The sequence below is a fragment of the Providencia sp. wls1943 genome (assembly GCF_009706275.1).
In the GTDB taxonomy this organism is placed as follows: domain Bacteria; phylum Pseudomonadota; class Gammaproteobacteria; order Enterobacterales; family Enterobacteriaceae; genus Providencia; species Providencia zhijiangensis.
Map to the genome: position 1 here is coordinate 1 of NZ_WLTU01000024.1, position 23,008 is coordinate 23,008.

Below are 23,008 nucleotides of genomic sequence, written 5' to 3' on the forward strand. Positions count from 1 at the left end.
TAATTATTATTAATTTTTATATCTATAATCTATTTTTAAAATAAATTCAGTGCGATTATGTTTTGATTGAATATAGATTGGATATTTATAAATTAGATGAGGACTTCTAAATGGATTTTGAACAAGTTAACTTACATCAATATGCAAACTCTATTGAAAATGAGGCTTTAAGAAATAAATTATTAAGTGAGTATGGCATTAGTCAGGCTAAGACCCTTGGTTATTGTTACGGCCTAGCTAATGAGTATTTAATATATGCGGGTAATAATCAACATATTGATTATATTAAACAGTTAAATGCCCTATTAGATGTAGCGAATAATCATAAAACAAACCAAGATACCTTAAGTCAAGCACGTTCAGATGCACTAAAAATGCATACGGAAGCGCTCTTGAATGAGTTTGTTTTTAATGCAGTCAAGCATCAAGAAAATTATGAAAGCTCCGTAAGAAATTATAATTATTTTGAACAAACCACATATGAAGATATTAATGGTCGAAGTTTCAAAGACTATATTGATTACGTTATAAACACGACATATGAAGATAGCCAATTTAAAGGTGAGTATTATGAATCTATTGTTGAACTACAAAAAATAAAAGCAAAAAAATATCATCGTGCACTTTTTGCTGATGATGATTTTTTAAAATCAAAAGAAGGTCTCGAAATTTCAAAAGATCCATTATTTCTGAAGCTAAAGGCGCATTTTAGTGATGTAAATAATCCAATGGATAAATATTTTACGAAACATGATGCAAGATTTTTTTTGAAGATTGTTTTTAATGATATTCAAAGGGATAATTATAATAAAGTTGAATCTTTAAATATATTGAGAGGAATGAAAAGGAGCCAGTCACATGAAGGAAATAAATATGATGACCATTTAAAAAAAGAGGTTTCATTAAATGAATTCATAAGAAAGTTAAGTAATGAAACTAGCCATGGGCATAATCCCCTGAGATACAAATTCTGTTCAAGTACTCATGTAATGGCAATAACAGCAGATTTTAATGCAACAACAAAATCTTGGGAGTTCACATTTTTCGATCCAAACTCAGGAATAAAAAAATATGATAACCAAGAAGAATTTTTTAATTTTCTAAAGGGTTTTGTACTAAAACAATCAGATGGTTATAGTTTCATTCCCTTGAAAAACAATGATTTTAAAATAGGTTATTATAAGTATAACTATGATGGAAATGTAAATTTTAACTTAAGTAAATTAAATAAAACTGAAATTAATATTACGGAAAGTGCATTACTATCAGAAAGAGAGGTATCTGTAGGTATTAATGATAGAGATAGGATTATTTATAAAGGTTTTAATCCTGAAGAGAAAATAATTAAAGTTAAAGCTGAAATTAATGGTAAATCATTTTACATATATACAGATATTATTGATAGTTTTGAATTAAAGTATTTAATAGAAAGCAACTCCCAAACTTTATCAGAATTAGGGAGAGATATTTTTATCTCTTATGATGGAGGCTTGGTATACGAGGTAAGTAAAAATTTTGATATTAAAGATGTTAAAATTAAATCTAAGGTAATATTAGAACTTAACAATACTAAACTTGATTATAAAAGTGTTAATTTACAATTAAGCCCAATTGAACCTGATGATAGAAAGATGATTACTGGTATACCTGAATCTCATCAAAAGGCGATTACGCAAGTTGCAAATGAGGAAAATATTATCATAGGTATTCGCCCTGTTGATGAAAAATCAGCGAGTTTAATTTCATCTGGAGAATACAGTAGTAAAGGATTAAATATTAAGAGTAAAAGTTCAGATTGGGGACCTCACAGTGGTTTTATTCCTGTATTGCAGGAATATGCTAAACGATCAGGACGTGAAAATAAAAATAAATATAATTCCTATACACAACAGGCGATTGATGATGGACATGCAAAATCGACTATTCTTGAGCTAACCCCTGAGAGAGTTAATGAATTAACTGTATATAATGAAATTACACCATTAGAGAAAGTTAATGGTAGTGAATATAGCAAAACAACCTCTTTTCTCGATGGGCAAGAAAAAGTTTTTTTGTTAAAGAAAATAAATCGAGATGGCAAATATTTTTGGCATGTATACCATGAAGATGAAGGTAATATTCAACCATTCCATGTTATTGCTGATCCTGTAACAGGAAAAGCATTGACTGCCGATTATGATCTTTTTACGATTATTTTCCCATTCTCTGAATTGGAGCACTATGTAAAAATGACAGAGATGCCAAGTTGGTCTGAATGGAAATCAAACGTTATTTATGATGAATTAACGCCAGAACAGAAAAAATTATATCATAATGAAGATGAGTATAATAAAAAAGAAGGCAAAGATAATGGCATTACAAATAAAAGAATCAAAGAAATAAAAAATAAATTAAATAAAAAACTTGGTCTAGCTGAAGGGATGGAGCTGATCCATCATGGGGCTGATGACGCTAACCCTGCAAGTGTCATGAGCGAAAATTTCCCTATTACCTTTTTCTTACCGGAACGGCTAAAAGGGAAAAATAACCTTATAGGTACGACGGAATCCATCGATACTTATTTTCATATGAACTCTCAAGGTGCAATCATTGTTCATAACGTCGAACAGCTTTCTAATTTTCAGCAGTTATTAATAAATCAGGGTTATAGAGCCCCATTAAATAAAAAATGGAGTGAAGGAGATAATGGTCAATACTTCGAACCTAAACGTAAAATATCAGACAGTTTTATTGAAGGACGAACGGAAATAATACGGAAAAAAAGTATCATCAATAATGATCCGAACACAGAAAAACCTGTTGTTCAGTTAGATACAGATTTTGGTGATATTTATGTAAACATGCAGGAAAGTCATCAAAGTAGCCGATTGTCGGAAACCGATTTACCAAATACGGGCAACCTAGATATTTGGCTAGATCCGATGCTGATATACAGTACGAACAAAGCTAATGATGCGGAAACTAATAGGCAGGTAAAACCTACTGAATATACCTATAATGTTATTATACAAAATGGTGGTGATGACCGTTCAGCTAAAGCAACTGCTAATGCATTTTCTAAACATCCTGAAGACTCTATGGTTATACAGTATGATATGGGCTCGAAGCAATATAAAATTTTGCATGGAGACCTAAATAGAATTAATGTAGGAAAAGTGCGTTGGATAACAATTGGTCATGGAGAATATTATGGTGATCATCAGCCAACTCTTTATATGGGAAAAAATGCACAGCAATATGTAGATGCATTAATGTATTTGCGCAGAAAAGTTTTAAAAAATACAACGCCGGATAAACTCGTCATGATAGGTTGCAATTTAGGTCGAGGCGGTGTTAATGAAAACTTTGCACTAAAAGCGACTAGTTTACTTGCTGAAAATAATATACAAGCTCCTGTTATCGCTTATAATCGGCAAGTTGGAAATATGTATTTAGGGTCTAAGCTGATCTATCCAGTTGATTTTGAAATAGACTCAGTAAATACCCAAGGTTATAAATTTGTCTATCAATACCATTCAGAAAGTGAGCAAGTCAGGATTAATAATAACTCTAGCACATTATATTTTATTAATGAGCTTCGTCGTGGTGAACTCTCACTTGCTCAGTTAAATGATTATATTGAGCCTGATCCTATGTCTATGTTTAGGGACCCCGATACTCGTACTATTGATAATAATTTACTAAAGAAAGTTGCTTATAATCAAGATGCCTATAAATTATTTATTCAGGAGCTTAAAAAACATAATAATATTTTACCTGATGATTTCTATTCAACTTTCCCTACACGGCTAAATGAACTTGGTATCATTGATACTCCCATTTGGAAGATGGTGAATAGCCAGAATATTCAAAAAAAGTCATTAGAAAGAACAATTAAGCACTCAGAAGAATTAACCGTTATTATTAGGCTGACGGGGGATAAAAAAGGTTTATTACAAGCAGAGAATTTAGCCGCTAGAAGCCCCCAAAATACATTAATATTTCAAATGGATGTTGATAGTAAAAAACATATTTTGGAATATGGTAAAGAACATTTAATGTCTTTAGTGGAACAACAAAAAATAACTAATTGGGTGATGATTGGCGATGCAGAAACGTTACGAAAGCCCACAAATGCATTATCTATTGAGTTATCGGCACTCAAAAAACAATATCCACTGATAAGTCCTGAAAATATCCTATTTCATTCTGTGGGACCGGCAATGATAACGGAAGCGAATGAGCATAAGACATTTCTTGAAAATTTATCTGAGGGGCTTAAAGTTCAAGGTATTAACCGTGAAGTTAAATCTAAATTTATCTATGAAGCTCCAGATAAACCTACAGCGGTAAGCAGTAATGTTTCTTCTGCTGTACTCTCAAGTCAGCCTAACCAGCAGCTCATTTCGTTTTTGGAAAAAATAGCATTAAAAGAAATTGCTATTCAAGATATTGATTTTATGCAACATCCTTATTTGTTAAATTACTTTTCGGATAACGAAGGGCTTATTGATGTTAAAAAACTAATTATTGTATTAAGTGATCCTCTCGTAAATTCAAAGTTAAATGAAGCATTAAACCGTAGATATGAACTCAATTCAGCATCAATAAATCAATTGATAGAGGCAACAATAGAGATGAGTTATCGGCAACAAGCAGATAGCATCCATACTTTATTAATGGCAATAAAAAATGATCTCTCAGTATTAAATAATTTAAGTAAAAACTCCCAAGAATTACTTAAACAGCTATTTCCTGCCGGTGATGGAATAGATAAAGGTAAAATTTTAGCTTTAGTGACTGATAACAATAATTTCATTTTGTTAAGTGAGAATTTAAAAGGATTTAGTGAGCTCAGTGCTAAAAACTTTGAAGGTAATAATGGAATATTTAAAAGCATCTCTTTTACTGAAGCATTTAAAACTTATGAAAATTATCAATCCCAACGATTGCAACAATATCACCAACAATTAAACCAAGGAAAAAATATTGGTTTGATTAATCATGGCATTATATCGCAAAATGGTGGCTCTAATGGGATAGGCCGAGAATTAGGTCGTATATATGGCATTGAATATTATCTAACCGATAGTAAGTTAGCACGTGATTTTCTTGAGCGAAAGGCTCAAATTGAGTTAATTGCAGACCAAAATACACTGACTTCAGCAGAGGATACTTTGCTGAAAAAAATGCAAAAATATACTCAGGATATTGATACGCTAATCAAGAATAACAGTATCTCTATTTCTGACCAATCAGTCGTAGATTTATTTTCAGTGGTTGCTGATACGTCAAATAGGATCGTATTTTTACATGGTAAGTCAACAACTTACACTGTCACTCATGTTAGGCGTAATGGGGCGTACGAAGTTTGCCTATTTGACCCTCAAGGGGTGCAATTTAGCATTAGAAATAACTCTCTTCAGTTAGCACAACAGCAATTTCAACAGCAACTTAAACAGTATTTTAATGAGGACATCAAACTTTCCGATGGGCAATCTATAAATAGAGGGAAGTCGGCCGGCTTCCAAAAAATGGAAAATGGTGACTTTAGGGGAAACATTCAATCAATTGATTTGGAGTCGCAGAGCTTAAAAGTCGGATTATCATCTCTACAGAGTCAACGTAAATCTATTATCGAGCAAGCTGAATTTAGTTCACCTAAAAATAGTTGGGTAACTATTAATGGTGAAAAAATCGCTTTCGCTAAATTACAGCAATTAGGGGCAACGATAGAGGGGAAACCCATCACTTTATCGGATATCACCTCAGATAACCTGCATAAAAAAATTCGTTTTTCTCCTGAAAAGCTAGCAATGTATTTTTCCTTAATGGAAGGTGGAAAAGACGACGTTATTTTTACTAAAATATTTCATGAGCAGCTAAATTCAGTAGATATATATCAATTAGTCAATCACCAAGCTAGTTTTAGTGAATCGGCTGTACTGAAAAAGCAGTTTAAGTATCTAGCAAATAATAGTGATGTACAGCGAGAAACTATTCCATCTTCGACTTTATTAAAAGTTCGCCAGGCTGGAACTAAACTTCCATTATTCCAGCGTACTGCAAATAAATTTGGTCAAGGAATGGGGACTGCTGGTGTTATTCAAAGCATGATTAGCGCATATGCTATTTTGGATAAACTCGATAAACCAGGTATTACAGAAGAAGAGATTAATGAACTAGAAAAACAATTTTATTTACTTTGTGCATCCGCTTTTTTTAATTACGGAGATATGATTATACAACCGATGTTGTTAAATATCTCTTCTGCAAGAGGTGTTAGCTCCCTTATTCGTACAAGGATTGCCGCAGGAACCGTTGTCATTTTTAACTTAGTCGGGATGGGCATTGATATCTATCAAGCCTACGATTGTTTATCCAAACTCAATGAAGTATCCGATCCTAAGCAACGCCAAGATCTTACCGTCAATGCGGCTTTATCAATTGCGAGTGCTGTAGTTAATGGTGTGACAGTGGTTGCTGTATTAGTTGGAGCTTCGACTGTTCCTGTTATTGGATTAGTTGTTGGGGGAGTTTTGCTTGTGGGAGGATGGGTTTACAATGGTATTCGCGCAGTTGAGAATATTAAAGAGGTCATTAATATTGATTGGGATCGGGAATTAGAAGAAGGAATTCGAGGGGCTTTAGGTTTAGAGCCTACTTTGCGCACTCAACAGGAGATGAATACCCAGTTGTATATCAATGCATTTAAAAAACAAGATTGGGAAATGGATCTTACATTATTTGAGAGCAATATTCTAGCGGCAGGCTTTGATCATCATTTTGGTATTATTGAAGCCCCTGTTTATGATGATGAGCAAAAATACTATTTAGTCGATGGACATGGAAACTATTTTCTTGGGAAATTAGAAGAACGACGTATAGATGCAGGGCATTATAAATCCCATTTTTCGAAAAGAGATGCGCCTTCTTTTACTGCTAACGAAATTGATTTTATTTTTAACAACAAGATCATTAGAAGAAGTGCATGGTTTAAAAATTTAAATTATGTGTATCAAAGAATGGGGTTATCGGTTCGTAGTGATTTCGAGCTTAAAAAAGAAGCTAAAGAGATAGTTGATATTAAACAAATAGGAGCGAAACCTACGCATGATAGTTATTCTTTAAATTCAGAATATAAAAATCCGTTATTTGAAGAATTTAAATCTCGCCATAAAATTTCAGAGAGTCTCTTGACCTTACCAATACATCATCAGTTATTAAATTCGAGCTCCTCTCAAATTAATTTTTATTCGAAGAAAACTGAATTTGGAGTGATAGGGCAGCAGGTGTTTAGAGAAAATGAGCGGAGATTTAGTGAAAATTTAGTGGGTAATATCCCTAGGATCGCATTGTATTTGGATAACCCTCGTAGTAGAGGAACGAGTTGGAATACAGCTAACGGTAATGATGTCATTATTGGTGCAAAAGAGCGAAAAAATGCATTTCAGGTTTTATCTGGCGAAAAATATTTCGCTGGTGGAGATAAAGATGATCTATTTTATCTGCGAGATAATAATTTAAGCGGATTAATGTCACGTAATAGCACAATGCCAACTAAGTATCTTGATGGTCAAGGCGGGAAGGATACGCTGATTATTGATCTATTACCTGATGCTCATCATGCTTATGTTAATTTAGAAAAAAATACACTGCATTATAAGAAAGAAGGAAAACATCCATTTATTTCTGTTGCTCATTTACAAAATATAGAAAATATTATCATCAGAGGAAATACCAATGATAGTTTACGTGGTGATGATAAAGATAATGTACTTGATGGTGGATTAGGTAAAGATTTATTAGTCGGATATGGTGGTGATGATAAGCTTATTTTAACTCAAGGTGATGCCGTGGGTGGTGATGGCAATGATAGTTATCATATTCGCCGTTTTGAATGGATGCAGCATGTTAACGATCTCTATCTTTCAGAGCAGTATTGGGAAAGGAAAGAAAAAGCCGTCAAAACTAGACGTTTTCTAAACCCTATCTATAAGAATAATAGTAAAGAATATCAGGCTAAGGTGGCTATCAAGGAATCGAGTCGTTCACAAAGTCATGTGAGCATCGAATATTCTTTAGATGAAATAGAACAGGTTGAACTAAGCGGTAATGATTTAATTCTGACCATTAAATTACCAAGTAGCACTGAGGATGGACATGATTTTACCAATGTAAAAAGTTCAGTTTTAATTCGGTTAGAGAATGTTATTGATCCAAATAGCGACTTAAAAAAAACTCACCATGTGTATCGAGTACAAACTCGAGATGGCTGGTTGATGACGACGCAGATTGGTCAAAAAGAGTCAGGGCAATATTTTAGCCTCAGTTATATTCAAGAAGCCGACCAAGTCGCGACTACAGACAGTAAATCCGTCGAAATAGATGAAACGACTAATACCATCATAATAAATAAGCACCGAAAACATGTTGCTCCTGAATGGGGATGGTTTGCACCAATAGGTCGTGCTGAGCAATTAACATATCGCGGTAATGATAAAAATAACTTTTTGCCTTTGGTTAGATTAGGGAATTATATTGAAGTCACTCGCGGGGCTGATACCTATCAAATTCTTACAGAAAAAGATGAATATGGCGAAATTACCTTTGATTTTGCGAAGGTAAAAGACAGTTTCACCGAACATGATAAGGTGATTTTATTATTACCTGCCGAGAATGGTTTTGCTCTATCGATGGATGAGGGCAAATTAGGTAACTTCGATAAGTTTGGGCAGAAAAAACTCACCGTTCATTTTACAAATGTGGGAGATAATCTTTCTGAGGTGATTTTGATCCAAGATAAATATAGTAATGTATTTAAAGTGGATTTACAGAAAAATCATATTTCCCCACTCAATCCAGTTATAAACAGTAGCGATCATGACGATCAAATTCTTTTACCTGCGGGTTATATATCAGAAAAGCATGTTATTGATGGTCAAAATGGTGACGATACTATTATCAATAAGAGCTTAAATAGCTATGTGATATTAGGTGGAGAAGGTGATGATAATATTAAAGCCACGGTGGGGAATAATGTTCTCTATGGAGGGACAGGAAAGAACTTTGTTAGTGGCGGTGAGGGGGATGATTTACTGTTATCAGGTGAGGGAATAGATACTTTGATGGGCGAAGGTGGAGATGACCATTATATTATTGATGGCAACCACTCAGGCGCCGTTTATATTGAAGATAATCTTGGTAATAACCATATCCATTTAGTTAACTTTAAACAGCAAGCTATTGAAGAAGTCGAGCCCGACTATCAGGTCTATGTTTCATCATCAGGTAAAATTCTTAAGATTAAACAGCCAACGCATGATAGCGGGGCTCGCTTTAATATTCATCATTATAACCAACTCGATAATAACTATATTTCATCGACGACGCATAGTATGACTTCGTTGTCTTACTACTTATCTGAAAAACTCGATAAAGCAAAACATTCAGGGCAGCTAGCCATCTGGAAGCCAGTTAATGAGCTTGCTGATATGTTAAATGGCGTTCCTAAACCATTAAAACAAACCTTGAAAAATGATGGAATTGTCTTATCTGAAAATTATGCGAGAGAGCATTGGCTTATTGATATGCTCGCCGGTAATGATGAAGTGATGGATATGTCACGACATGGTCGTGTGATCAAAGGTGGGAGTGGGAATGATAAGTTGATAACAACAGGTGGCGAAAATATCCTTTATGGTGGTCAAGGCGATGATATTTTATTGGCACAAGGTATGGGGCAGGATGTATTAATTTCTTTAGATGGAAAGGACCATTTAGCTGGTGATAAAGGGGATGATATCTATATTGTGAGTGGTCATGGGCAAGGGGATGTCACTATCCATGATCTCGAAGGGCATAATCAAGTGGTACTGGTTGATTTTTCCTCTACTGAAATAAGCTACAAAGAACTTTCAGCAACGCTTGCAGAAACGGTATATCAATCAAAGAGCGGAAGGAGAGTGATTTTGCAACACAATAATCACACTGCCTCAATGACTAGTGTGATGCAGGTGAGCTTTTTGAATGATTACAAGCAATTATCAAAACACAATGAGGAGTCAACTCTTGATCGCTTGATACAGTTGTTGGCGGAACAACGTATTGCTTATGAGGGAAGTTCTGATCCTAATATTGGTCATGATAATGTCAGAAATAACTGGGGAGGCGTCCAAATGACAGAGCGTTTCCTGAGCCATTTGAAGTAATTCCTTTGTTATAAACAAAACAGCCAGTTAAGTGACTGGCTGTTTTTGTGAAGTATTTAGTTGTTTGAATAAATACTTATAAAACTTTCACGATGGCATCACACAGTGGCACCATGTTTTCCAGAGTTAAGCCTGCGACGTTAATACGACCAGAACTTACAGCATAGATGCCAAATTCGCTCCGTAGACGCTCTACCTGCTCTTTAGTCAGTCCACTGAAGGAGAACATACCATTTTGGTTGATGATGAAGCTAAAGTCTTGTTTAGCGCCTTTTTCTTCCAATGTTTTTACCAGTAACTGACGCATACGTTTGATACGCTCGCGCATTGAAGTCAGTTCTTGGATCCACTCAGCTTTTAATGTTTCATCAGACAGGATAGTGGTAACCACCGCCGCACCGTGTGCGGGTGGGTTTGAGTAGTTAGCACGGATCACGGCTTTCGCTTGGCTAAATGCGCGCTCAGCGTTATCGCTATCTTTAGCGATGATGGTGCAAGCACCCACACGCTCATTGTACAGACCGAAGTTTTTCGAGAATGAGCTGGCAACAATCATTTCTGGGTTGTTTTTGGTGAAAATGCGTAAGCCTTCCGCATCTTCATCTAAACCTTTCGCAAAACCTTGGTAAGCGAAGTCGAATACAGGTAATAACCCTTTTTCAGCACACAGAGCAGCCAGTTGAGTCCATTGCTCTGGCGTTGGGTCAATACCCGTTGGGTTATGGCAGCAGCCATGAAGAACAATCACGTCACCAGCAACCGCAGATGACAGGCTGTTTAGCATGCCAGCAAAGTCCATACCGTGGTTGGCTGCATCGTAGTAATTGTAAGTCAGCACTTCTAAGCCAGCTGCTTCGAAAATATTCTTATGGTTAGGCCACGTTGGGTTGCTGATCCAAACACGCTTTGCGTTAGTTTGTTTAGCAATGAAATCAGCTGCGATACGCAGGGCGCCTGTGCCACCCGGTGCTTGTGCGGTACGAGCACGTTGTGAGCTGATGATTTCATGGTTATCACCAAACAGTAGCGCTTGAGTGACACGACCAAACTCCGGCATTCCGCTAATCGCAAGGTAGTTTTTGGTATTCTCGTTGTCTAGCAGGAATTTCTCTGCTTTTTTGACCGTGTCCAGAACAGGGGTTTTACCTGATTCGTCTTTGTAGACACCGATACCGAGGTTGATTTTATTATCGCGAGGATCAGCACGGAAACTATCAGCAAGACCGAGGATAGGGTCAGCTGGGGCAGAAATGATTTTCTCAAACATATTGTCGATTCCAAAACTCTGTGGTTTAGCTGAAAAAGAGGTATAACGGAAAATGTCGAGTCACCAGAGTAACTTGGTAACAAGTTTTTGCCAATTGTTTTACCAAAAATTGGTGTGATCTTGTGAGCTAGATAGCCATTACATCAAATTTGACCAAAAATTGAGTATAAACCAGTGACTTTATCTAATTAGTGGGATGATTAGCGAATAAGACGGTTAGCAGGTTCTATTATGAGGGATAAAATGTGAGTAATAAAAAAGCAGCGCCGGAGCGCTGCTTTCAAAAACATGATTTACTGTTTTCAGATTATCCGTTAACGGATAATTAGAATTGGTAAACCAGACCTAAACCAACTACGTTGTCAGTCATCAGACCAGCTTTCTTAGTAAATTCATCTTCATCTAACAGGTTGATTTTGTAATCAACAACTGCAGACATATTTTTGTTGAAGTAGTAGTAAGAACCTACAGAGATATATTTAACTAAATCGTGGTTATCTGCACCATACATATTCAGGTTTTTACCTTTGGATTGGTTATAACCTAAAGATGGTTTCAGACCGAAGTCAAACAGGTATTGAGCCACTAATTCAACGTTTTCAGTTTTGTTAGCGATGTCATGAGCTGAACCGTAGTGAGTCGTGTTCAGAGTTTGACCGTACATAGCTGCTAAGTATACGTTGTTAGCGTCGAATTTAGCACCAACGTTCCATGCTTCAGCGCGTTCACCACGAGCAGTAGAGCTCAGAGCTTTTTGAGCTTCAGTACGAGCAGAGTTAGAGTAACCACCACCCAGAGTCACGCCCCAACCTAAGTCATAAGCGGTAGAGAAACCGTAACCGTCACCGTTGTCTTTGTAACCGTTAGTCCACTCAGCTTCATCTTCATCAAATTTAGAAACACCTGATTTGTTAGAATCAGTGTTTTTGCCTTGATATTGCAGAGCAAAGCTCAGGCCATCAACATAACCGAACATGTTGTTGTTACGGTAAGTAGCCAGGTTACGGTTACGTGAAGTCATGAAAGTATCAGACTGAGCCATGGTGTCGCCGCCCCATAATGGGAAAACGTCGGTCCATGCGTTCGTGTCATAGATAACACCGTAGTTACGACCGTAGTCGATAGAACCGAAGTCTTTAAATTTCAGACCCGCGTAAGCTAAACGGTTTTTGTTATCGTTGTTGTTTTCAGTTTTGTTAGTCTTAGTTTCCCACTCGAAACGACCAAAACCAGTCAGTTGGTCAGTGATTTGAGTGTCACCTTTAACACCTAAACGAACACGTGAATCGTCGCCGTCTTCGCCGCTTTCTGAGTTAGCGAAGTAGTGACGAACGTCAACTTTACCGTACAGGTCTAATTTGTTGCCGTCTTTGTTGTAGATTTCAGCTGCGTTTGCTGCACCAGCAGCTAACAGAGCTGGGATAACCATTGCAAGAATATTGCGTTTCATCATTATTATTACCCTCATTGGTGTTATTCGGACACCTGCCACTGCCAAAAATAATCCATAAAATTCTTTTGAACTATTTATGAGAGATTAGTGTCGTCTTTAGTCGGCGTCCAGTGTTCCATTGGTAGATAAATTTATCTACCCCCAAAATGCTACAAAAACGAAGATTCTGAAACAAATGGTAACAAGGTGTTTCTAAATGTAAAAAATAGAGTAAAAAACAACCACTCATCCTACCAGTTGAAAAAATTTTACAAAAAAGAGGGAACTTTTTTGAAAGACAAATTGAACTTTTTTCGAACGATATCATTCATTGATGAGGGAAAAGTGTACTGACAAATAAGAATGGTAACACGCTCAAAGCAGATTATTCTTAGTCGGAATAGGAATCGTTAATAAAAAAGCAAAAAATAGGGCAATAAAAGAAAAACTGTGACAGTGCTCTCAAAATATTCAGTCAGGGCCAATAGTTAACGATAAATCAATATTAGCGACCTGCTTGGGTATAACGTTTTTGATAAAAAACGAGTGATAAACTGTGGCGATAAAAACATCGGGCCACTCAGTGACCCGATATGAATAACCATTTAAGCCGTATGACGGGCAATTGGCATTAGAATGCCGCGTTTCTTGGGGTACGTGGGAATGGGATCACTTCACGTACGTTGCTGACGCCAGTCACATAAGCAATTAAACGCTCAAAACCAAGACCGAAACCGGAATGAGGTACAGTGCCGTAACGGCGCAGATCACGATACCACCAGTAATCTTCTTTATTCATACCCATTTCTTCTAAACGTGCATCCAGTCTATCTAAACGTTCTTCACGCTGAGAACCACCGATGATTTCGCCAATGCCAGGGGCTAAGACGTCCATTGCGGCAACGGTTTTACCGTCTTCATTAAGGCGCATATAGAAAGCTTTAATATCTTTCGGGTAGTTTTTAACCACAACTGGCGCTTTAAAGTGTTGCTCAGCTAAGTAACGCTCATGCTCAGAAGACATATCGACACCCCAGTAAACTGGGTTTTCGAATTTCTGACCGCAGGTTTCGAGGATTTTGATCGCATCGGTATAGTCAACTTGTGCAAAATCAGAATTCACAAAACGTTCCAGACGGTTAATCACGTCTTTATCAACACGCTCAGCAAAGAATTCAAGGTCATCGCGACGCTCTGTTAATGCCGCTTTGAATGCATATTTCAGCATTTTTTCAGCCAGACCGGCGATGTCATCTAAGTTAGCAAATGCGACTTCAGGCTCTAACATCCAGAATTCAGCTAAGTGGCGGCTAGTGTTGGAGTTTTCAGCACGGAAAGTTGGACCAAAGGTGTAGATTTTGCTTAATGCCGTTGCATAAGCTTCACCGTTCAACTGACCAGAAACCGTTAAGAAGGCTTCGCGACCGAAGAAATCTTCGCTGAAATCGACTTCGCCTTTGTCATTACGTGGCAAGTTGTTGTAGTCCAGTGTAGAAACACGGAACATTTCACCCGCACCTTCAGTATCTGATGCAGTGATAAGTGGAGTCGATACCCAGAAGAAACCTTGTTCATCGAAGAAGCGATGCAGGGCTTGGGCTAAAGTATGGCGAACACGTGCAACAGCACCGATTAAGTTAGTGCGTGGACGCAAGTGAGCGGCTTCACGTAAAAACTCGACGCTGTGACGTTTTGCTGCCATTGGGTAAGTGTCAGGATCTTCAACCCAACCAACGACTTTGATTGCCGTTGCTTGTAATTCAAAAGACTGACCTTGACCTTGAGATTCAGCAACAATACCAGTGACTTCCACAGAGCAGCCTGTGGTTAAATGCAGGACTTCGTCATTATAATTAGATAAATTATTATTGATGATAGCCTGTAATGGGTTAAAGCATGAACCGTCATAAACGGCGAGGAAAGAAAAACCAGCTTTTGAATCTCTCCTTGTACGTACCCAGCCTTGAACGGTGACTTCAGAGCCCACCGCCACACGGCCTTGCAGTACATCGACTACAGGCGCAACGATCATAAAAATTACTCTCTTTTAAATAATATTAACGATATGAGATGACGGGTATGCGTTATTGGGGTTGACTGCTTAAGGGTTTACAAAGAAACACTATATAAGAAGAAAACTCACGATAAGAAAAAGCGATAACCCGACATCTTTTCCGAAATCCCATATTTCAGGGGTAATCTGCTATGTTACTTGCCATTTGGCAGGAAACAAGTAAAAAATCGCTATCGGGTTATTAATTTGTTTTTAGCAGGCTTTTTCCATTTTAGGAAGGTCAAAGGCTTTGCGTAGCTGATTCACAAATTCATCATCTTCACAGATGGTTTTTCCAGGGCTATCGGATAATTTAGCAACGGGTTTGCCATTACATTCCACCAGCTTGATCACGATATTCATCGGGACCACATTTGGAATGTTGCAAGTGAGTCTTGTGCCAATACCAAACACTAAATTTATCCGTTTATGGAAATAGTGGTATAGCTCTAAGGCTTTTTGCAGGTCTAAATTATCGGAGAACACCAGTGTTTTACTCAGTGGGTCAATGCCCAATTTCTGGTAATGGGCGATGGCTTTTTCACCCCATTCAATAGGATCCCCAGAATCGTGACGTAATCCTTGGTAACGATTAGCAAATTCGTGGTCAAAATCACGCAAGAATGCATCCATCGTAATACAGTCGGTGAGGGCGATACCCAAATGATTTGGGTACTCATCTAGCCAGCTTTGTAGGGCTTCACGTTGGCTATTGGCGAGTTCAGGGCTTATCTGTTGATGAGCTTGGAACCACTCATGTGCTTGAGTACCGACAGGCATTAACCCCAATTCACGCGCCAATTTGTAGTTACTGGTACCCACTAAATAAGGGAATTCTTGCTTGAGCATGCCCACGATAGCCGCTTGCACTTCATAGGAAAAACGGCGGCGAGTACCGAAATCCATCAATTTAAAACCGGATAGATTTAATTGGCGTTCGCTGGCCTCTTGATAAAACAGTTCCAGTAACTTGTGAAGTTGGTTAACGGCATCATCAGCGGTAATGGTAGGGTGTCTGTCACGTTGAACAATTTCACTCACTAACGCTAACAGTGGCACTTCCCACATAATGACTTCGCGCCATGGACCACTGATGCGCATGGCCAGTTGGCCATTATCAGCGACGCTGACAACAACTTGCTTAGGATTAAAGCGGAATGTTTTCAGCCACGAAAGGTAATCTTCGGTGAAAAAGGGCAGAGTACGTAGGTACTGATATTCATCATCCGAAAGAGAAAGCTGTGCCATCAATTGGATCTGTTGTTCAATCTCATTGGCATAGGCACCTAAAATATCACTGCTACGGCAACGAAATTCAGCGACAACGGGAACTTGGTTGTAGCGGTGAAAAACGGCTTGCTGCATGTGGAGCTTATAAGCATCGGTATCCAGCAGTGATGTAATAATCGGTGTTACGTCTAAATTCATGCGCGCAGAGTTCCTCGCGGAGCTGACTAATTGCTAAATCGTTAAAGTTGAAAAAGTATACCCGCTTTAACAAAAGATAGAAGTTTTATTCTATCTGTATGTTGTTGGAAGATAATTCAACTTTAATCCACCCAATTAACTGTTGAGTTAAACGCGTTCAACGTGGTCATTATTCTAAACGAATCTTCATTTACTGTTCGATAACATACTCAGAACAATAATCACTGAATGATACTAACATGTAAATTTAGATTTAATAGATCTATAGCACCAACAGGCAAACCGTTCGCCCACAAAGTTGGATACTACTCTCATAAATTTAATGGGGAATAATAGAAAAACATCGCAATTTGTGATGAAAATGTTTCTCAAGTCGATTCACATTAGTTCATCTTATAGTATTGTATACAGTAGAAAGAGACTATGACACGGATATAACGAATAAAAAGGTTACCTATGACTCAGTTAAGACAAGCGAAATATCGTCAAGATTATCAAGCACCTGATTATACAATTACAGAAATATCCCTTGATTTTGACCTTGATCCCGCCAAAACCAAAGTGACCGCTATCAGCAAGGTGAAACGCCTTAATCCGCAATCTTCCACCTTAGAATTATTTGGTGAAGATTTAACTCTTATTAGCCTTGAAGTCGATGGTAAAGCGTGGACAAACTATAAAGAAGAATCCGGTAAGCTTATCATTGAATCGCTACCAGACGCGTTTACACTGAGTATTGTTAATGAGATTAGCCCTGAGAAAAACAGTGCATTAGAAGGTTTATATGTTTCTGGTGAAGCTTTGTGTACTCAGTGCGAGGCTGAAGGTTTCCGCCACATTACTTATTACCAAGATCGCCCTGATGTTTTAGCGCGTTACACCACCAAAATTACAGCAGACAAATCCCGCTATCCTTATTTACTTTCTAACGGTAACCGTATCGCGGAAGGTGAACTGGATGATGGTCGCCATTGGGTAAAATGGGAAGACCCATTCCCGAAACCAAGTTACTTATTTGCATTGGTCGCAGGGGATTTTGATGTTTTACGCGATGAGTTTGTGACTCGTACTGGTCGCAAAGTCGCATTAGAGTTATTTGTTGATAAAGGCAACTTAGACCGTGCACCATGGGCAATGAAATCCCTACAAAATGCAATGAAATGGGATGAAGAGCGTTTCGGTTTAGAATATGACCTTGATATCTATATGATTGTTGCCGTTGATTTCTTCAACATGGGCGCAATGGAAAATAAAGGTCTGAACGTATTTAACTCGAAGTACGTTTTAGCAAAAAGCGAAACCGCCACCGATAAAGATTATCTGAATATTGAATCTGTGATTGGTCACGAATATTTCCATAACTGGACAGGTAACCGTATTACTTGCCGCGATTGGTTCCAACTAAGCTTAAAAGAAGGGTTGACCGTATTCCGTGATCAGGAATTTAGCTCTGATTTAGGCTCACGTTCAGTTAACCGTATCAATAATGTCAAAGTGATGCGTGCGGCGCAGTTTGCGGAAGATGCAAGCCCGATGGCTCACCCGATCCGCCCTGAAAAAGTGATCGAAATGAACAACTTTTATACGCTGACAGTGTATGAAAAAGGATCTGAAGTCATCCGCATGATCCACACTTTGCTTGGAGAAGAGATGTTCCAAGCAGGGATCCAGTTGTATGTTCATCGCCATGATGGCAGCGCAGCAACGTGTGATGATTTCGTGCAGGCAATGGAAGACGCATCGAATGTGGATTTATCCCTGTTCCGTCGCTGGTATAGTCAATCAGGAACGCCAGTTCTGACTGTGCGCGATGAATATTCTCAAGAGAAGCAACAATATACGCTACACGTTAGCCAAATGACGCCACCAACGGCCGACCAAGCAGAAAAACAGCCACTGCATATTCCATTGGATATCGAACTGTATGGTGAAGATGGCGCGGTGATCCCGCTTAAGCGTGATGGCAGTTTGGTGAATTCAGTCTTAAATGTCACTCAAGCGTCACAAAGTTTTGTATTTGACCATGTGACTTCTCGTCCAGTGCCTTCTTTATTACGTGAGTTTTCTGCGCCGGTAAAATTGGATTATCCATACACGGATGCACAATTAGCATTTTTAATGCAGCATGCGAGCAATGAATTTTCTCGCTGGGATGCGGCGCAGCAACTGATTAATAACTACGCCAAAATTAATGTAGAAAAACTGCATAAAGGGGAAGCGCTGGTTCTGCCTGTGCATGTTGTGGATGCATTTCGCGCTGTATTGCTCAGTGACAATATTGACCCTGCATTAGCCGCTTTAATTTTGACTCTACCTTCAGAAAATGAAATTGCGGAGCTGTTTACCGTTATTGATCCTGTGGCAATCCATAACGCGATTGATTTTATCCACTCAACGCTAGCGAATGAAATGCACGATGAGTTCTTAACGGTCTATCGCTCGATTAATATTGATGGATATCGTGTTGATCACGGAGATATTGCGCTGCGTTCACTGCGTAATACTTGCTTGCAATATTTAGCGGCAGCGGACGACCGTGAGTTGGCGAATAAGCTGGTGGAAGCGCAATACCGCAGTGCGGATAATATGACGGATTCACTCGCGGCATTAACCGCTGCAAACGAAGCGGGCTTGCCATGTCATGCAACGCTTATGGCAGATTTTGACGATCGTTGGCACCATGATGGCTTGGTGATGGACAAATGGTTTACGCTGCAAGGTACCAATCCAGCTAAAAATACACTGGCAAAAGTCCGTGAATTATTAAATCATCGCTCATTTAGCATGACTAACCCGAACCGTGTGCGTGCATTAGTGGGTTCATTTACGGCGGGTAACCCAGTGAACTTCCACGCGGAAGATAGCAGCGGTTATCAATTCCTGTATGAGATCTTAGTGGATCTAAATACTCGTAACCCGCAAGTGGCATCGCGATTAATTGAGCCATTAATCCGCTTTAAACGTTATGATGCGAAGCGCCAAGGTTTAATGCGTGAGGTTCTGGAAAAACTGAAAGGGTTAGAAAATCTTTCTGGGGATCTGTTTGAGAAGATAACCAAAGCGCTAGAAAGCTAATTCTTCGGATAGTAGGCAGTTAATTCTTAGAATAAATGCATGTAAGCCCTTAGATTTTCGAGTCTAAGGGCTTTTTTATGGTAGAAGATCAAAACAATTAGCACTTTTAGTGATATTTTCATGGATTATTACCCCACAGTTGGGGTAGCATATGTGCCGTTTTATCAAGCCAATCTCACTTGTATACTCACAAACCCTATTTGGTAAAACAGGTTTGGGGGTATTTTTGCACGCGCTGAGTTTGAGTGTGTCGTGTAGAGAAATGCATATTCAATCGTACTTAGACAGAAAGTAGGTTAATAGCTATGTTATATCACCTTGCCCGAAAGGCACTGTTTCAGCTCGACCCTGAAAAGGCCCATGAATTAACGTTTCGTCAGCTTCAGCGTTTAAACCACTCTCCTCTCCAATTCCTTCTTCGTCAATCCATTGCAACCAAACCCGTTACCTGTATGGGACTCTCCTTTAAAAATCCATTAGGCTTAGCCGCAGGACTCGACAAAAATGGCGAGTGCATTGATGCGTTTGGTGCAATGGGATTTGGTTTTGTCGAAATTGGAACCGTTACACCACGTCCTCAAGATGGAAATGACAAACCAAGATTATTCAGAGTTGTTGAAGCGGAAGGGATTATTAACCGCATGGGTTTCAACAATAAAGGGGTTGATAACCTGGTTGAGAACGTTAAAAAATCAACTTACGGCGGGATTATCGGGATTAATATTGGTAAAAATAAAGATACGCCGGTTGAGCATGGTAAAGACGATTATTTAATTTGTATGGATAAAGTGTATGCCCACGCAGGGTATATCGCGATTAATATTTCATCACCAAACACCCCTGGATTACGCACATTACAATATGGGGAAGCGCTGGATGATTTATTAAGTGGCATTAAAGAGAAGCAATTAGCACTGCAATCACTCCATCAGAAATATGTTCCTGTTGCGGTTAAAATTGCACCGGATTTAACTGAAGAAGAAATTGTGCAAGTTGCTGACAGTTTAGTGAGACATAATATTGATGGCGTTATTGCGACGAACACCACATTGGATCGCTCTTTAGTTCAAGGTTTAAATTACTGTAATGAAGCGGGTGGTTTAAGTGGTCGTCCGGTACAATTAAAAAGCACCCAAGTCATTAAACTTATTTCCCGTGAATTAAATGGAAAGTTACCAATTATTGGTGTTGGCGGTATTGATTCATTAACTGCAGCCAGAGAAAAAATGGAAGCAGGGGCATCATTAGTCCAAATTTATTCTGGTTTTATTTATCACGGACCAAAATTAATAAAGGATATTGTTAATCACATCTAAAAAAATGGTGATTAATTATACAAGGGGGTTTATTTATTCCCCCTTTTATCCTATATTAAGATTGAACATAAATTATATCCATTAAATGACAAGTTATACGTGTAGTTGTGCGGCATATGGTTATAGGTTTGCGGCATATAGTTTTCGCTCATCTGATTAATTCGTTATTAAAAAGTCGACATTGACGTTTGCTTATATTGATCAGTCAGTCGTGTATCTTTTTCTTTTAAGTTTTAGGATATAACAGAGATATGTTTAAAGGGATCTTAATAAAGGATCCAAACAAAGCTTATTTGCTTATAACATCGCTAAAGGATCGTTTATGAATATTAAACCTGATGATCATTGGCGTTGGTATTTTGATCGTGACCATGACAGAGTGATGTTAGATCTCGCCAACGGCATGATATTTCGGTCTTGTTTTCCAGCTAAAATGTTGACTGTTTCTGCACAAAATGAAATGCCTTTTAGTATTGAAGATGCAGCAGAGTTTTATTTATTTGATGAGCAAGCCAAGAGATTAAATATTAGTTATGAAGAGAGAGCGGAATTAGTCTTAAATAGCCTAGTTGCTTACCGCTTTTTAAAGCCCCAAATGCCAAAAAGTTGGTATTTTTCTAGTTTCCATTTTATGAGTACGCCAGAACGTGGTCAATTAATTCAAGTGTGCTTAGAAAATAGCAATGTTTATTCAACATTTATTATTGCAGAAGCGGGTCATTCAGCAAGCTTGTGTTTATTAGCTGAAGCATCATTAGAATTACCTGATCGTACTTTGCGATTCTGTGATCCAATTAAGATCATGAACGATCGGATGATGCATTATCAATCGAGAACCAAGCGTCTATTATATGGAAATGCCATGTAATTGATCACTGATGATCATATTCGTATTTTGATTGCTTTTATGCGAAATAAAGTTTTCCATGCAAAATAAATAAAATGAAAAAATAGGCATGATAAAGTTTATACGGTAAATACAGCTGAAGAATATGAGCAGAATTTATGTTTAATTAAGAGCCTCAACTAAAAAATTATTTTCTTAGTTGAGGCTTTATTTCTATTTAATCGGCTTGATTAAATGCAAGTTTGAGCGCAGTTTTAGGAATACAGCTACAAGCCAAAATATCCCCATTATCTTTGATAGCACTTTGTTTTAGTGGGGTGACTTCCCCTTCAAGTAGTGAAATTCGGCAACGTCCACAAATTCCCGCACGGCATGAATAAGGGATTGAAAGCCCGTGAGATTCAAGCTGTTCAAGGATCACATGCTCTGTATTTCCGATATATTCTATCTCTTCAAAAACCAAATTCACGGCAGTTGGAGTCGGTTTTGTGGTCTGGGTAACAGGGGCTTCTCTATCGCGTAATGGATACTGTTTTGGCTGCTTAGTTTCTAATACGGTGAGAGTATCTCCTACGCGGATGATCCCCGTATTTTCAATTAATGCATTTTGCCCAAAGTCCACATCACCAGTGTCATCCATACGGAAAGTTTGCAGCGTAGCGAGCGGTTCTGCGTGTGGGTGTTTGATCCCTTTTTCTGGACTGACGGTGGTCAAAATACAGCGGCTACAAGGTTTATCTAAAGTGAAAATCACATCACCAATTTGAATGCGTTTCCAGCTATCTTCTTCGAACGGCTTAGCGCCGGTAATGATTAAATTACCGCGAAATTGTTCGAGTTTTACGCTGGCTGGGCAGCGGCGTTGCAGCTCTTGCACGGAGGCTTCATTGATAAGTAAAAATGGGTAGCCATCGGCGAAAGATAAGGGAACATCTTGGTGCTTTTTGACTCGGCGAGATAATTCAGGACTTAACCATCTCAATTGGACAGGCTCGTCAAAAAAGCTGCTTAACCAACTATTTATCTCATCGGGTGCAATAAGTGCATGAAAATGATTGCCCCAAACTTCTGTAGGACTCTGTTTCTCATTAAAGTCCTGATACAATACGGTGGCGCTTTCACCATTAGGTGCTTTTAGATAAAGCCCATTATTGAGCATAGCCGGGGTAAATAATAACATCTGCGGATATTTACGCGCAGTGATAAACTTACCTTCTAATGTGGTGACCATAAAGTTACGATCAAACGTCAATCCGCTGATATCAGCGTAACCATGAGATAGACGAATGCCCCTCATTGACTTGACTGGGTGTGTATACAGGCGCGAAAGCGTAATCATTTTTTAATCCTATAATTGTTGTGCAGCAACTTTATGACAAGTGCATGAGATTAGCTATAAT

General features: G+C 38.3%; 9 protein-coding genes. 4 read left to right on the forward strand and 5 right to left on the reverse strand.

Translation table 11 applies throughout. The annotated features are described in order from the left end of the window. The first annotated feature begins 110 nt into the window (after positions 1-110). Entirely contained in the window at positions 111-10,190 is a 10,080-nt protein-coding gene (locus tag GKR48_RS12915; protein ID WP_230088671.1) for an anthrax toxin-like adenylyl cyclase domain-containing protein, read from the forward strand. A gap of 76 nt (positions 10,191-10,266) precedes the next feature. On the opposite strand, the gene GKR48_RS12920 is transcribed toward GKR48_RS12915, so the two are convergent. The 4 genes from GKR48_RS12920 to pncB form a co-directional block, all read right to left on the reverse strand. Further along, positions 10,267-11,457, reverse strand: a complete 1,191-nt coding sequence (locus tag GKR48_RS12920) for an amino acid aminotransferase (protein WP_154628373.1) — start codon at positions 11,455-11,457, stop codon at positions 10,267-10,269. A 325-nt stretch (positions 11,458-11,782) separates the two neighbouring features. After that, positions 11,783-12,910: a porin gene (locus GKR48_RS12925; RefSeq protein ID WP_305071509.1), complete on the reverse strand. Its 1,128-nt coding sequence runs from the start codon at positions 12,908-12,910 to the stop codon at positions 11,783-11,785. 610 nt (positions 12,911-13,520) lie between these two features. Continuing rightward, positions 13,521-14,921: an asparagine--tRNA ligase gene (asnS, locus tag GKR48_RS12930; protein ID WP_036960395.1), complete on the reverse strand. Its 1,401-nt coding sequence runs from the start codon at positions 14,919-14,921 to the stop codon at positions 13,521-13,523. 234 nt (positions 14,922-15,155) lie between these two features. Further along, the gene (gene pncB, locus GKR48_RS12935) at positions 15,156-16,370 is read right to left on the reverse strand and encodes a nicotinate phosphoribosyltransferase (protein WP_154628374.1); all 1,215 of its coding nucleotides are present in this window, start codon (positions 16,368-16,370) and stop codon (positions 15,156-15,158) included. Between the two features lie 456 nt (positions 16,371-16,826). Between pncB and pepN the strand changes: the two genes are divergently transcribed. From pepN to GKR48_RS12950, 3 genes are all read left to right on the forward strand, one after another. Further along, the gene (gene pepN, locus GKR48_RS12940) at positions 16,827-19,445 is read left to right on the forward strand and encodes an aminopeptidase N (protein ID WP_154628375.1); all 2,619 of its coding nucleotides are present in this window, start codon (positions 16,827-16,829) and stop codon (positions 19,443-19,445) included. 305 nt (positions 19,446-19,750) lie between these two features. Continuing rightward, positions 19,751-20,761 (forward strand): quinone-dependent dihydroorotate dehydrogenase, encoded by a 1,011-nt coding sequence (pyrD, locus tag GKR48_RS12945; protein WP_154604233.1) that lies wholly within the window; start codon positions 19,751-19,753, stop codon positions 20,759-20,761. A gap of 322 nt (positions 20,762-21,083) precedes the next feature. After that, on the forward strand, positions 21,084-21,629 hold the full coding sequence (locus tag GKR48_RS12950) for a cell division protein ZapC (protein ID WP_154628376.1): 546 nt from the start codon (positions 21,084-21,086) through the stop codon (positions 21,627-21,629). Positions 21,630-21,825: 196 nt separating this feature from the next. On the opposite strand, the gene GKR48_RS12955 is transcribed toward GKR48_RS12950, so the two are convergent. Then, entirely contained in the window at positions 21,826-22,947 is a 1,122-nt protein-coding gene (locus GKR48_RS12955; RefSeq protein WP_154628377.1) for a YcbX family protein, read from the reverse strand. Positions 22,948-23,008 lie beyond the last annotated feature (61 nt).